The sequence below is a fragment of the Hyphococcus sp. genome (assembly GCF_965267305.1).
Taxonomy (GTDB): domain Bacteria; phylum Pseudomonadota; class Alphaproteobacteria; order Caulobacterales; family Parvularculaceae; genus Hyphococcus.
In genome coordinates this window covers 1,611,999-1,625,673 of sequence record NZ_OZ253945.1, presented here as the reverse complement: position 1 = coordinate 1,625,673, position 13,675 = coordinate 1,611,999, and the positions used below count along the sequence as shown (strand labels likewise).

Annotated in this window: 13 protein-coding genes and 1 tRNA gene; 9 read left to right on the top strand and 5 right to left on the bottom strand. The window is 59.6% G+C overall.

The window, feature by feature from the left end; translation table 11 throughout:
- Positions 1–147 precede the first annotated feature (147 nt).
- From ACQY5P_RS07680 to ACQY5P_RS07670, 3 genes are all read left to right on the top strand, one after another.
- A complete protein-coding gene (locus tag ACQY5P_RS07680; protein ID WP_428410149.1) occupies positions 148–1,065 on the top strand; it encodes a glycosyltransferase family A protein in 918 nt (305 codons plus the stop codon).
- A gap of 96 nt (positions 1,066–1,161) precedes the next feature.
- The gene (locus tag ACQY5P_RS07675) at positions 1,162–2,031 is read left to right on the top strand and encodes a glycosyltransferase family 2 protein (RefSeq protein WP_428410148.1); all 870 of its coding nucleotides are present in this window, start codon (positions 1,162–1,164) and stop codon (positions 2,029–2,031) included.
- A gap of 65 nt (positions 2,032–2,096) precedes the next feature.
- Entirely contained in the window at positions 2,097–2,855 is a 759-nt protein-coding gene (locus ACQY5P_RS07670) for a sulfotransferase family 2 domain-containing protein (RefSeq protein ID WP_428410147.1), read from the top strand.
- Here the strand turns inward: ACQY5P_RS07670 and ACQY5P_RS07665 are convergent.
- Positions 2,852–3,913: a glycosyltransferase family 4 protein gene (locus tag ACQY5P_RS07665; protein WP_428410146.1), complete on the bottom strand. Its 1,062-nt coding sequence runs from the start codon at positions 3,911–3,913 to the stop codon at positions 2,852–2,854. The two genes, ACQY5P_RS07670 and ACQY5P_RS07665, sit on opposite strands and share 4 nt — an antisense overlap.
- Before the next feature lie 112 nt (positions 3,914–4,025).
- On the opposite strand from ACQY5P_RS07665, the gene ACQY5P_RS07660 reads away from it, so the two are divergent.
- Positions 4,026–4,571, top strand: a complete 546-nt coding sequence (locus tag ACQY5P_RS07660; RefSeq protein ID WP_428410145.1) for a polysaccharide biosynthesis/export family protein — start codon at positions 4,026–4,028, stop codon at positions 4,569–4,571.
- 93 nt (positions 4,572–4,664) lie between these two features.
- On the opposite strand, the gene ACQY5P_RS07655 is transcribed toward ACQY5P_RS07660, so the two are convergent.
- The 4 genes from ACQY5P_RS07655 to ACQY5P_RS07640 form a co-directional block, all read right to left on the bottom strand.
- On the bottom strand, positions 4,665–7,373 hold the full coding sequence (locus ACQY5P_RS07655; protein ID WP_428410144.1) for a TonB-dependent receptor domain-containing protein: 2,709 nt from the start codon (positions 7,371–7,373) through the stop codon (positions 4,665–4,667).
- Positions 7,374–7,488: 115 nt separating this feature from the next.
- A complete protein-coding gene (locus tag ACQY5P_RS07650) occupies positions 7,489–8,535 on the bottom strand; it encodes a FecR family protein (RefSeq protein WP_428410143.1) in 1,047 nt (348 codons plus the stop codon).
- 4 nt (positions 8,536–8,539) lie between these two features.
- A complete protein-coding gene (locus ACQY5P_RS07645; RefSeq protein ID WP_428410142.1) occupies positions 8,540–9,142 on the bottom strand; it encodes an RNA polymerase sigma factor in 603 nt (200 codons plus the stop codon).
- Positions 9,143–9,367: 225 nt separating this feature from the next.
- A tRNA-Phe gene (locus ACQY5P_RS07640) sits at positions 9,368–9,443 on the bottom strand.
- A 180-nt stretch (positions 9,444–9,623) separates the two neighbouring features.
- Between ACQY5P_RS07640 and queF the strand changes: the two genes are divergently transcribed.
- The 5 genes from queF to ACQY5P_RS07615 are packed head-to-tail and all read left to right on the top strand — an operon-like array spanning position 9,624 to position 13,659.
- Positions 9,624–10,196: a preQ(1) synthase gene (gene queF, locus ACQY5P_RS07635; RefSeq protein ID WP_428410141.1), complete on the top strand. Its 573-nt coding sequence runs from the start codon at positions 9,624–9,626 to the stop codon at positions 10,194–10,196.
- 8 nt (positions 10,197–10,204) lie between these two features.
- Positions 10,205–11,149 (top strand): peptidylprolyl isomerase, encoded by a 945-nt coding sequence (locus tag ACQY5P_RS07630; RefSeq protein ID WP_428410140.1) that lies wholly within the window; start codon positions 10,205–10,207, stop codon positions 11,147–11,149.
- Entirely contained in the window at positions 11,146–11,754 is a 609-nt protein-coding gene (locus ACQY5P_RS07625; RefSeq protein ID WP_428410139.1) for an NUDIX domain-containing protein, read from the top strand. Before ACQY5P_RS07630 ends, ACQY5P_RS07625 begins: the two co-directional genes overlap by 4 nt.
- A 41-nt stretch (positions 11,755–11,795) precedes the next feature.
- Positions 11,796–12,632 carry a serine O-acetyltransferase gene (gene cysE, locus ACQY5P_RS07620; protein ID WP_428410138.1) on the top strand — a complete coding sequence of 279 codons (837 nt, stop codon included), beginning with the start codon at positions 11,796–11,798 and terminating at the stop codon, positions 12,630–12,632.
- 37 nt (positions 12,633–12,669) lie between these two features.
- A complete protein-coding gene (locus ACQY5P_RS07615; RefSeq protein WP_428410137.1) occupies positions 12,670–13,659 on the top strand; it encodes an LLM class flavin-dependent oxidoreductase in 990 nt (329 codons plus the stop codon).
- Positions 13,660–13,675 lie beyond the last annotated feature (16 nt).

Genomic DNA, 13,675 nt, shown 5'->3' with positions numbered 1-13,675 from the left:
CTTCCGGTCGGCCGTGATGGCTTTTGGCGCCAGCCGTCACGAAGATTTCCGGCCAGAGCTTAAGTCAAGTTTCATGTTGCAGCGCAATAAAATAATTGCAAGCTTTCCCCGAGGCTGGCTATATTAAAGACGGCGGGGAGAGCGGGGATGCTTATGGACGCCTTTGTCATTATCGCAACGAAGGGGCGTGCGGAGGAATCCTGTCGCCTCCTTTTATCCCTTTCAAATCAGACAATTAAGCCAAAAGGGGTGATTTTCGTTGGGACAGAGCCTGCTGATCTCGAGGGGCTTAAGGAGGCTCCCGCCTTCGCTGAAATCGATTGCCGGCTATACATCGCCGATCGGGCTGGCAGCTCTGTGCAGCGCAATATCGGGCTGAACCGGGCCCTCGCGGACTGGGCCCAGTCCGGGCCCTGGTTCGCTGCCTTTTTTGACGATGATTTTCGCCCTGCGGATGACTGGCTGGAACAGGTCAGAAATGTCTTCCTCGCGGAGGAAAATGTCGTCGGCGTGACGGGTCAGGTGATCGCCGACGGCATTCATGGCGCGGGCATAAGCGAAGACGAGGCTGTGGCCTATCTTGAGGGACGCCTGCCGCCCCGACGCAGCTGGGCGCAAGGGAATGCGCCGCGGCTCGTCTCTTCCGTCTATGGCTGCAATATGGCGTTCCGCAACGTGGTGGCGCGAGAAGTCCGTTTTGACGAACAGCTTCCGCTTTATGCATGGCAGGAAGATCGCGATTATACCGGCCAGGCCGGCGCCTATGGCGATGTGATCTATCACCCTGCGCCGAAGGGCGTGCATCTCGGCGTGAAAAGAGGGCGCACCAGCGGCGTTCGCATGGGGTACTCTCAAATCGCCAATCCGATTTATCTGATGAGGAAGGGAACAATGCAGGCGAGGCATTGCTGGCGCTTTCTGTGGCGCGCGGTTGTCGCCAATATGGTGAAGAGCATTCGAAACGATCCCTATGTCGACTATCGCGGACGGCTTTCGGGAAATATTGCGGCGCTAACGTCCATGATAAAAGGAAAGCTTCATCCGTCGCGGATTTTGGATCTCTGACCCGATGTTTCGGGTTATGGCAGCACGCGCCACTGTGAGAGGCTTTGAATTCTCTCCCGGGTTTAACCGCAATGTCGAAAACAGAGGGCGGTTACAATGAAACTTTCTCTCGTTATTTCCACCCTTGGGCGGACCAGTGATCTCAACAATCTCTTTGAAAGCCTCGCCGCGCAGACCTTCGATGATTTTGAAGTTATTGTCGTAGACCAGAATGACGACGATCGCCTGGCAGCGTTTATCCGGCCTGACTGGGGCTTTCCGTTAAGGCGCATTCATACGCCGCGTCAGCGCGGCCTGAGCCGCGGGCGCAACGCCGGCTGGCGACAGGCGCAAGGAGATGCTGTGCTTTTTCCGGACGATGATTGCTGGTATCCGGCGGATTTTCTGTCCACGGGAATGCGCTTGCTCGAGGAATTGGGCGCAGACATTGTCACTGGGCGCGCTGCTGACATGAACGGTCGCTCTATCAACGGCCGCTTCGAAAAAACACGCCAGCAGATCACGAGAAAAAATGTGTTTACAACTCAAATCGAATGGGTGGCGTTTTTTCGCCGGGATATTTTGCACGCTGTCGGCGGATATGATGAGGATATCGGCGTCGGGGCGAGCACGCCGTTTCAGGCTTGCGAGGGTCAGGATATTGTTCTGCGCGCGTTGCCTTGCGGCGCCAAGGCTTTTTACGATCCTGATTTGTTCGGGCATCACGCGGATATTACAAAAGCAAGACCTGACCGCGCGAGCATTAAAAAAGCGAGAGGGTACGCCAGGGGTTTGGGCAGGGTTCTGCGGCTCCACGAATATTCCACAACGTCATTGATGATGTGGCTGGCTCGGCCTTTGGCGAAAATGCCGTTCAATATGGTTTGCGGGCGTTTTAAGAAGACGGTCGAACTCGGCAATATTTTTCTTGGCCGGGTGGAAGGGTACTGGGCGCCAGTTACACTGACGAAAAGCGCCGCCGAATAGAAGCAAAGCCTGGCCAGACGTTATCATGAGGTTGAGATAAAGCAGATTTTGCTCGGGAATTAGTCATGCTGAACACATTGGTCAAATCAGTGAATTTGTCGGGCGCCGCCAAAAAATGGCGGAGCATCAAGGATGTCTTGTACAAAAACAAAGTCATCTTTGTTCATGTGCCGAAGTGTGGTGGAACATCCCTGTCTCATTCTTTCAGGGCGCGCTACCCGCTTTCGTCTTTCAAGGTGAGCGAAGAAGCGAGTTCGGAAGCGTTGCGGGGCGTCAGCGCTGCTGAAGCCATGCGCTTCAAGCGCGATCTGATGGCGTATCACGCTTCCGGCGGCTCGCATTACATTCAGGGCCACGCGCCCATCGACCAGAAATTCATTTCCAGATACGGGGAAGAGTTCCACTTCATCACTTTGCTTCGCGATCCTATAGACCGCTTTATTTCCCATTATCATTTTGATCCCCGCTGCAGAAAAATTCCCTTCTCGGCATTTCTCGAAAGCCGGCGGGGATGGGTCGAAAGTCATGTGCTTTGCTATTTTTTCGGCGAACAGCCCTGGGCCGCCAGGGACAACATCGAGGATGCGGCGGAGAGGGCGATTGAAAATCTGGAAAAATTTTCGGTTGTCGGCATTCTGGAAGATCAGAAAGCCTTTTCCCGTGAATGCCGGGATAAGCTTAATGTCCGGATCGCCCTGCCGAAGAGAAACATCGGCTCTGAAAGGAAACAGAAGGAATATGATTTTTCAGACGCCGACATGCGGAAACTGAAAGAAATGTGCGCGCTCGACCAGCGGATTTACGATCACTTTGCTACGCTTTAACGCGTATCTTCCTTGAGGGTTTCATCGATGAGCCGGTGAAGGTTCTCGGCGGCGCGGGTCCATGTGAGAGCAGCGGCTCGCTGGCGTCCCTTGTCGATCAGCGCCTCGCGCTTTTCCGGATCGCCCGCGAGATCTGCAATCGCTGAAAGCCACTGCGCCGGCGTGTGCGGGTGAAGCATGACGGCAGCTCCGGAATAGACTTCGGCCAGGGCGCCGGCGTTGGCGGCGAGAACGGGACAGCCGCATGTCATGGCTTCGCCCGCAGGCAGGCCGAAACCTTCCGTGGTTGACGGAAGCGCAAAGCAAAGCGCGCTTTCATAAAGCGCGCGCAGTTCGCCGTCGCTGATCTTCCCGGTCATTTTGACATTGTCCGGCGCTGTTTCGCCTTCAGGCAAGGCGCCCGCCAGCACCATCGCCGGGGCGCCGGGAAGCTTCGCCACATCAAGCAGAAGCTTTGCATTTTTATGCGGCTGCGGCGAGGCGAAAGCGAAGACATATGAATTCGAGGCGACGCCAAGCCGATCAAGAATACGCGGCTCGGCCTCTGCATCGAGAATGTGATCGACGCCGTTGTGAATGACCGCCGGCGGTTTTTTGACGACCCCATGCTCCATCAGATTGCCTGCTGAAAACGCTGACACAGTCAGGATTTTCCGGGCCCGTCGGCCAAGCAGAGGCTGAATGATTTTGTACCAGAGCCTGAAGGCGCGCGAATAGCTGTCCGGCGCGGTCCAGACTTGCGCGTCATGCATCATGACAATGCTGTTGTTGTGCGCGACAGGGCCCGTGTTCGCGAGATTGACAAGCAGCCCGCCGGCGGCGGCCTTCGTCAGCCCCGCCTGTTCGAAACACTGTCCTTTGGAGGGCAGGCGCAGCATGGAAATGGAGCGAAGCGCGAGATCGGTGTCTCCTTCCGGGCAGACAAGAATGTATTGATGTTTCGCGTCGGGGTTTTCGTTGAGCAATGCGTCAAGCGCGAGCACCAACCGGCGCGCGACGCGCTGCACGCCGCTTTGCCGCGCCATGAGAAAGCGCCCGTTGATGTAGATGTCAGTCATCAGGCGAGACCTGCGAGGGGGAAGAAAAGAAGCCGGGGGCGATTATTGCACTTGCGAAGAGAGCGGTCTATCATCGAAGGGCATATCGGTGACGACGGCGGGGAGCGTAAGCATGCGTGTTCTGCTCATCAGCCTTTGGGGGCTTTTTCTGACCGCCTGCGCCACTGGCGGCGAAGTGATGAAAGTCGGTGAAGAGGATCTCGCCTATCGGCTCGCTGCGGGCGATGGCGTGAGCGTCACCATTTTCGACGAGCCCGATCTTACCGGCGCCTATCGCATTGACGAACTTGGCTCGCTGACGCTGCCGCTTGCTGGCGCAGTCCGGGCGGCCGGCCTGACGACGGACGAATTGCAGGTGAAAATCCGTGAGGCCTATCTCGGCCGCTACCTGCAGGATCCGCAGGTGCGCGTCGAAGTCACCAATGCCCGTCCGGTCTACATTCTCGGGGAGGTGAACCGCCCCGGTGAGTATGAATATGGCGAGGCGATGACGGTGATGCAGGCGGTGGCGAAAGCCGGCGGCTTCACCTATCGCGCCAACCGCTCTGTGTTCTACGTCCTCCATCACGCGGGTGAGGAGGAGAAGAAATACAAGCTTACGCCGACGACAGTGCTGCAGCCAGGCGACACTATCCGCATCGTGCAGCGGTTTTTCTAAGGATACCCTAAACGAGATTGTGGAACAAAAGAACGCCGCGCATTCCGTAGAATGCGCGGCGCAGGTCTTTCTCACCATGTTTCGGGCGGGAGATTAGAATTCATAGCTCAATTCGACGAACCAGTTGCGCGGGCGTGCATAGATGTTTTCCGCATAACCTGTGGAGGTCGAGAGCGAGGCGTTGCCCGCCACCGGGTACAGCTCGTCCGTCGCGTTGTTGACGCCGACTGTCAGGGCCCAACCGACTTGAGGGTCGGCAATCTTGATCGAGGTGTTAAGAACGACAGTGGTGTCGTTCTGCGCAACTTCGACCGTGTTGGCGGCGTCGAAGAATTGCGAGCTCGTAATCGCGAGGTTGGCGCGCGGCGCCACTTCGAGACCGCCCGTCAGGTGGAACGTATAGGACGCCCCGATATGCCCCGTCCATGACGGCGTGAAGGGCAACGAGTTATCCGGCCCAACTGTCGCTGTCGTCAGCGGCACGTCTACGATGTCTTTGAACTTGTCGCGAAGGTGGCCGACGCTGCCGTCCACAATGAAATCCTGGTTTGGCGCGTAGGTGAACTCTGCTTCAAAGCCGGAGATGGTCGCCGTGCCGGCGTTGAACAGGAGCGGCACGATGCCAAGACGATAGATAAGCTGGATATCGTCATACTTGGTGCGGAAGCCCGATGCGTTGAGCCGGAAAACCCCGCCGAAATCGGACTTGAAACCGATTTCATAAGTGTTCGCCGTTTCCTCATCGAAGAAGATTGGCTGATTGTTGGGGATGCCTGTATTGAGATCGACGGTGGGAGCGTTGTAGCGCTCATTGAAGCCGCCGCTCTTGAAGCCCTGAGACCAGCTGAAATAGCTCAGGAAGTTATCGCTCCAGCGATATTGCAGCGATGCGGAGCCGATCACCGAGGAAAAGTTCTCGACATATTGGTCGGGAAAAATAAACAGCGATCCGCCTTCGGTGGTTACGGTCGTGGGCAGCGTTGTGGGCATGAAGTCGATTGGCGCCACGCCGGCGTTATAGATTGTCGCCTGCATGGACTTTTCTTCATCCGTATAGCGGACGCCGCCGCTGACGCCGAGCGCCTCGGTCAGCTCCCATGTCCACTGGGTGAAGAAGGCGAAGCTTTTCGTGCCGAGATCGACAAGCTGCACATCAAGAACGCCCGGCCCTCCGGCGAGAACCGGCGGAATTGGCGGCGAAAACTGAACGCGCGTGAAGTCGAAAGTGTCTTCGTCGAAGTAATAGCCGCCGACGACGCCATTCACAGCGCCGAAATCGAACAGCGCCTGCACTTCTTGGCTGAACTGCTCGCTCTCGCTCTCCAGATTCGTGGTGAGAATGTTGAAGGGCGTGTTGTCGGCGTCACGAACCCCTTTCCACTCAAGATTTCGGTATGAACTGATGGACTTCAGCGTAAGCGCATCGTTTACGGTCCACGCCGCTTGGCCGGAAACGCCCCAACTTTCGAGCGTGCTTGTCACCGGCGCGTTGCCGCCATTGGTGAACGGCCCCTGATTGTAGAAATCGTTCGCGCAGCGCGGATCGTTTATCATCGGGACCGGCGCTGGCGGCGGGAAGGAAGCCCCCGGGCAGCCGGCGCCGACGCTGACGGCGATGGGAAAGACCTGGGCTTCGTTGATATCGGTGAAGACGAAGGGCGACCCGTTTTCGTCTTCATTGGCGTAGTCGGCCTTGATCTTGAAAGAGAAGTTGGCGGTTGGCTCCCAGCGCAACGTTGCGTTGAGATTGTAAGTGTTGTCGTCGCCGAGATCGAGACCATCGAAGGTGCGCGTGACATAACCGTCCCGCTTTCTCAAACCGCCCGATACGCGCGCGCCGAGCGTGTCCGAAAGCGGCAGATCGAGACCGGCGAAAAACTGAATGAGATCGTCGGTTCCCGTGCGCGCCCTGACCTCTCCGCCGAACTCATCGCCGGGGTCCTTGGTGGTCAGGAGCACCGCGCCGCCGATCGTGTTGCGGCCGAAAAGCGTGCCCTGGGGCCCGCGAAGAACCTGAACATTGGCGATATCGCGGAACTCCATGGCGCCGCCAACCGCTCGGCCGAGATAGACATCGTCCATATAGATGCCGACGCCGGGATCGACCGCAGCCGTTGCATCGGTCTGGCCGATGCCGCGAATGAAGACCTGCGCCGCGGAGTTGTTGCCAGTCAGCGGGCCGTAGCTGGTGAACTGAAGGTTCGGCGTTATCATGTCGAGGTCTTCGGTTCCCTCGATCTGCTGGCGCTCGAGCGCTTCCGCTGAGAACGCTGAAATAGAAACCGGCGTGTCCTGAAGGTTTTCTTCGACGCGCCGGGCGGTCACGGTGATCTCGTCGAGATTGCCGCCGCGCCCCTCCGCGCCCTCCTGGGCCGCCGCTGGGGCGAGCATTGCCAGCACGCCCGATACCGTCGTCAGCAAAGTAGATTTTTTCATCACGGATTTTCCCTCCCGCGCATTTGTTTCAACATGCGAAACGATGATCGCCCCGCGCTCGCTCACCGACCCTTTCAGTCCCGTGCCGTCGAGCAGCAGGGGCAGGGCTTCTTCAAGCGTGTAATCGCCATCGAGCTCATTGGCTTCGAGCAACTTCACGCGGTCATAGGGAAACAAGATCGGGGCGCCAGCCTGTTCGGCGAGTTTGTTGAGCGCTGCCGCGGCGTTTTGCGCTTCGATGGAGAAATGGATTTTCTCCCCCTCTTGCGCAAAAGCTACAGAAAACATGCCCGCAACGAAAAACAGCGTTGCGGCGAAACAAACCGTCAATAATGCGCTCGCGCGCTCCAGGCCCCTCAAAAGCATTCCCTACCCCGGCCCATCTCCGCCGTCTTTGCCGCGGCGATTCTGGGCCTGTTATGTAAGAGCGCGGGCGCCGAAAAATCCGCTATCGGCGCCCGAAAAAATTTCGCCCGCTGCATCAGCCGGCGGAAGTCAGACGCACAATCTCCTTTCCGTCCCAGCGATGGGCGACGCCGAAGGATTGCTCCAGGACTTCGAGCATGGTGTCGATGTCGCCGGTTTGAAAATATCCGCCGACGCGAAGATCGCGCAGCCTTTCGTCATCGATGATGATGTCCACCGTCGTATAGCGGCTGATTTCCGTGACCACATCGCCAAGGGCTTCGCCGTCGAAGGTCAGAAAACCTTCGCGCCAGGAAAGGCGGCGTTCGATTTCTTCGGTTTCGAGACGTCCGACGGATTCGACCTGCTCGTCGAAAGAAGCCTGATGTCCCGCTTCGAGCGTCGCAAGAGGATAGGGCAGCGGCTCCCCTCCATTATCGTCCCGGCGAATGGTGGAAAGAACGACCCGGCCTTCTGTCACCGTGACATCCACCACATCGTCGCGCTTGCGCACGGCGAAGGAGGTGCCGATGGCGCGCACCGCGCCGTCGCCTGCGTAAACGACAAAGGGAATTTTCTCGTCATGGGCGACATCGAACCAGGCTTCCCCGTCGAGGAGGCGCACCGAACGTTCCTCGGCAGAAAAGTCGACTTCAACCGAACTGCCGGTGTTGAGGCGCACGACGCTGCCGTCGTCGAGGGTCAGCTCTTTTTGCTCGCCGATGGCGGCGGCGTAGACCGCTTTCTCGGGCGCGTGCGCGCCGAAAGGCCCGTAGGCGATCATGACGGCCGATAGCGCAACGGCGCAGAACAGAAGCGTGAACGCCGCCGCAGCGCGCGCCGGATAAAGCTGGGCGAGGGCGCCGGCGAGGCCGAAGCCGCGCGTCTTTTCCGCCCGCGCCTCCATCGCTTCGGCGATGCGGGCCTCGATCAGTTCATCCATCCCGGACCACATGCGCGCCATACGCGTCAGGCATTTGCGGTGATCGGGGCTGCGTCCCACCCATTCGCGGAACGCCGCATGATCCGCGGGCGACAGTTTTCCGCCGTCGAGCTGGGCCAGCCACGCGGCCGCCTCCGCCTCGACGGTTTGTCTGTCCACAATCTTGATTACGGAAGCCATGGTTCTACTCGCTGCGTCTTGCGGCCGGTTCTCCTGCGGCCGTGTCGTCCGGTTCGTTAAAGGCGCGCAGCCGCTGATCCTCGCTGCAGCGGATCATGGCGCGGGCCAAGTGTTTTTCGACGGTGCTGATCGAAATGCCCATCGAGGATGAAATCTCCTTGTGCGAAAAGCCGAAGACTTTCCGCAAGACGAACACCCGCCGGCATTGCGGCGGGAGATCGCCGACAACATTCGCCAGCGCCTCGAAATACATTTTCGCATAGACGGCGTCGTCGATAACGACGCCGTCCGCTGCGGGTTCTCCCCCTTGTTCACAGGCTTCTTCCAGCGACTGCGCCATGCGCGCCGACTGGCGCTTCAGTTCGCGGTAGGCGGCGCGCCGCGCGACTGCGTAGAGATAAAAGCGCGGTGACTCGATCGCGGAGGGGTTCGTGACGCCGAAAGCGTTAATGAACGTCTCCTGAAGAATGTCGTCCACATCTTCGGGCCGGATGGCGAGGCGTGCGATGAATCGGCGAAGCCGCTCCCGGTGCCGCAGGAACGTTGCGATCAACGCGTCTTTTGCTTCGTGATGGCCCCGGCCGTCCACCGATCGCTGTCTCCTCATCCTTACTTGCTGGCCTGCTTGCCGGTCCCGCGCCCGAACGGTCCCTCATAGAGCTAAGAGCAAATCCTGCGAAAAATCCTCTACCCGCAGCTTTGTCCCGCATCAGTCTAAAGGGTGAGGCCTAACAGAAACGAACTTGCGGTCAGCGCAAAAACCAAGGCGCACCGAAAAGCGCGCCGCTGCGGATCGCGATTGTATTTTAACGATTTGATTTCATTAGTGAAATGGTGCCCAGGGGCGGATTTGAACCACCGACACGCGGATTTTCAATCCGCTGCTCTACCAACTGAGCTACCTGGGCATGCGGGGCCGGGACCGCGCGGAGGGCGGCTTATAGCCAGAGCGGGCGGGCTTGTCCATGGGCCTGGAGGGCCGTTTTCCGCCGATTTTGCTTAACGGAGAGAGGCCGCCTTGGGGCGGCGGGCGCAGGGCTTTGCGGTGGGGCGCGGGCGCCGGTATCAAGGCCGAAAGGATATCGCTTATGGCCCAGAAAACGAACCAGAAAACTGCATCAAAAAGACCCGCCGCCCGCAAGGCCGCGACGCTCGAAACCCTCGACGCCATCGACCGGAGCAAACCCGCCAAGTCGAGGGTGAAAGCGAAAGGGGCAAGCCTGACCCAGCTCGGGCGCCAGACCGCCGCGCCCGCCGATCCGGAGCGGGCGACGCTCGAGACCGCGCCGAACCCGCAGGCGGGCGAACTCTATGTGGCGCGGTTTACGGCGCCGGAATTCACGAGCCTCTGCCCGGTGACGGGCCAGCCCGATTTCGCTCACCTCGTGATCGACTATGTTCCGGGAAAGCTCATCGTCGAGTCGAAATCCTTCAAGCTGTTCCTGACATCCTTCCGCAATCACGGCGCCTTTCACGAAGACTGCACGGTCTACATCGCGAAGCGCCTCGTCGCCGCGGCAAAACCGAAATGGCTCCGCATTGCCGGCTATTGGTATCCGCGCGGCGGCATTCCCATCGACGTCTTTTATCAGACCGGCGAGCCGCCCAAGGGCGTATGGCTGCCGGAACCCGGCGTCGCGCCCTATCGCGGACGGGGGTGAGGGGGCTCATGAGAAAACTATTCCTGATGCTGATATTGCTGGCGGCAGCCTGTTCTCCGGCCGGAGATGGCGAACCCGTAGAAATGATCGACAGAGAAGTTTACGACGCAAGGGATGACGGCGACAGTGCCCCAAAACGCGGGCCCGGCCAGATCGTGGCGGAGTCGGCGCCGGAGGACTGGCGCGCGCTTGATCCGGAAAGCCTGCTGGTGATCGAGCTGGAGCGCGGGCGCGTGGTCGTCGCCCTGTCGGAAAAACTGGCGCAAAAGAATGTCGCGCAAGTGAAAGCCCTCGCTCGTGAGGGCTTCTATGACGGGCTCAGCTTTTATCGCGTCATCGATGGTTTCGTGGCGCAGGGCGGCGATGTTTTTGAGACTCGTGAGATTAAATCGGCCGCAAAAACCGTTGCCGGGGAGTTCGACGAGCCGCTCACAACTGAAATGATCTTCACGCCGATGAAGGATGGGGATGGTTACGCTGAAAAAGTCGGCTTCGTCGACTCCGAACCTGTGGGCGTCGAGGGCGACACGGTGTGGAAGCTTCACTGCACCGGTGCTATGGCCATGGCGCGCGGCAATGAACGCGATTCAGGCGGCACGGAGTTTTACATCGCGCTTCAGCCGCAGCGTTATCTCGACCGCAACCTCACCGCCTTCGGCCATGTGGTCGACGGCATGGAGCATGTGCAGTTGCTGCGCCGGGTCGCGCCGCCGGAGACGGAAGAAGACGACCGGGGCGAAGAGATTATCTCTATGCACGTCGCCGCGGACCTACCCGAAGAAGAGCGGCCGAGGCTCGAAATCCTGCGCACCGATACGGAGACGTTTGCGGATTTGGTTGAGTCGCGCCGTAACCGGCCGGAGGATTTCTTTTACTACCGCCCAGGCCATGTGGATATCTGTGCAATGAGCATTCCCGTTCGTCCTGTCGCCTCAGCGACAACAGGCGAATGAGCAAGGAAAGGAAAATCGGCCCGTGGCGTGTGACGGACGCGCGCAAGGCGTTCGACAATCCGTGGATCACCGTCACCGATCACAAGGTCATTCATCCCGACGGATCGCCGGGCGAATATGGCGTCGTCCATTTCAAAAACCTTGCGATCGGCGTTTTGCCTATTGATGCTGAGGGAAATGTTCCGCTCGTCGGTCAGCACCGTTTCCCGCATGACAAATATAGCTGGGAGCTGCCCGAAGGCGGCGGCAAACGCGATGTTGATCCGCTCATCTCGGCGCAGCGCGAACTGGCCGAGGAGACGGGGCTTTCGGCGAAAGAATGGGCGCCGCTTTGCGGCTTCGACATTTCGAATTCCGTGACCGATGAACGCGCCGTCTGTTTTCTCGCCTGGGACTTGTCGGAAGGCGCCGCCGCGCCGGAACCGTCTGAGGCGTTAACCGTGAAGAAGGTCTCCTTCAAAGACCTTTTAGAAATGGTGATGTCAGGCGAAGTCACTGACAGTCTCACAATCGTGATGGCGCTGACGGCTTACGCCAAGGCCTTGCGCGGGGAATTGCCTGCGCCTATTTCGCACCTGCTGCTTGCGGGCGCCGCCCGAAAATAGGAAACTCCGCGCCCTGAGAGGAAACGATCGAGGAAACGATCATGGCGAAATCTTCCGCAAACTCATCTGCGAATGTCGTCCCGCTGACGAAGGATCAGACCTGGGCGAAAATGCGCGTCGAGGCGGCGTCGGCCGCGGCGGCGGAGCCGGTGCTGGCGAGCTTTCTTCATGCGACCATCCTCAACCATTCGAGCTTCGAGGTCGCGCTTTCCTATCGCCTTGCGCAGAAGCTTTCCGACGCGGAGATGAACGCCATGTTGTGGCGGGAGGTTTGCGCCGAGGCCTATAAAAGCGAACCGGCCATGGTCGAGGCTGCGCTTGTGGATCTGCGCGCGGTCTTCGACCGCGATCCCGCCTGCCATGAATACATGCAGCCGTTTCTCTATTTCAAAGGCTATCTCGCGCTGGAGGCGCAGCGCGTCGCCAACTGGCTGTGGCGTCACGACCGTCAGGCGCTGGCGCTTTATCTGCAAAGCCGCATGTCGGAATTGTTCGCCGTTGATATTCATCCGGCAGTGAAAATCGGCAAGGGCGTCTTTATCGACCACGCCACCGGGATCGTCATCGGCGAAACGGCGGAGATCGGCGACGATGTGTCGATCCTGCAGAATGTGACGCTCGGCGGCACGGGCAAAGAAAGCGGCGACCGCCATCCGAAGATCCGCCGCGGCGCGCTGATCAGCGTCGGGGCCAAGGTGCTCGGCAATATTGTTGTGGGCGAGGGCGCTAAAGTCGCCGCTGGCAGCGTCGTCCTGAAACCGGTGGACCCGCACTGCACCGTCGCCGGCGTGCCGGCGAAGCCGGTGGGCTCCTGCAAGGAATCCTCGCCGTCGGAAACCATGGACCAGAATTTCTATTACGACACTTATTCGATCTGAGCTTGGCGCACGAGCCTGGCGCGCTTAAGTTCGCGTCATGATCCCGGTTTCCGTTCTTGATCTTTGCCCTGTCATAGAAGGCGGCGATGCGCGCCAGGCGCTTTTGAATGCGCGCGACCTCGCACAGCTTGCGGAGAGGCTCGGCTTCAAGCGCTACTGGCTCGCCGAGCATCATAATATTCCGGGCGTCGCCAGCGCCGCGACATCGGTCGTCATCGGCTATGTGGCGGAGGGCACGAAAACCATTCGCGTCGGCGCCGGCGGCATCATGCTGCCCAATCATGCGCCGCTGCTGATCGCCGAACAGTTCGGCACGCTCGCTTCGCTTTATCCGGATCGGATCGATCTGGGGCTCGGCCGCGCGCCCGGCGGCGACATGGCGTCGATCCGCGCGTTGCGCCGTCCCATGCGCGAACAGGGTGAAGACCGCTTTCCTCATGACGTCGTCGAATTGCAGGCGTTTCTCGGAGAGCCGGAGGAAGGTTACCTTCAGGCGGTGCCGGGCGCTGGAACCCATGTGCCGATCTGGATCCTGGGATCGAGCCTTTACGGCGCGCAACTCGCGGCGCATCTGGGGCTCCCTTACGCCTTCGCATCGCATTTCGCACCTGCGGCGCTGGTGCAGGCGATCGAGCTTTACCGCGCCAATTATCAGCCCTCGGAGAAATGGCCGCGCCCGCATCTGATGCTGGCGGCAAATGTCGTTGCGGCGGAGAGCGATGAACAGGCGGAACTCATCGCCACCTCGCTCTATCAGGCCTTCGTCAATTTGCGCACAGGCCGGCCGGGCAAGCTGCCGCCGCCGAAAGAAGGCTATTTCGAAACGCTCGCCCCGCAGGCGCAGGGCATGCTGCGCGAAATCCTCTCCTGCTCCTTCATCGGCGGGCCCGAGAAAGTGACGCGGGAGATGAAGGCCTTTATCGACCGCCACCAGCCGGACGAGCTGATGATTTCCGGCCAGATATACGATCACCAGACGCGGCGGCGCTCCTTTGAAATCGCGGCGGATTGCGTTTCCCGCCTTTAGGCGGCATGACCAGCCC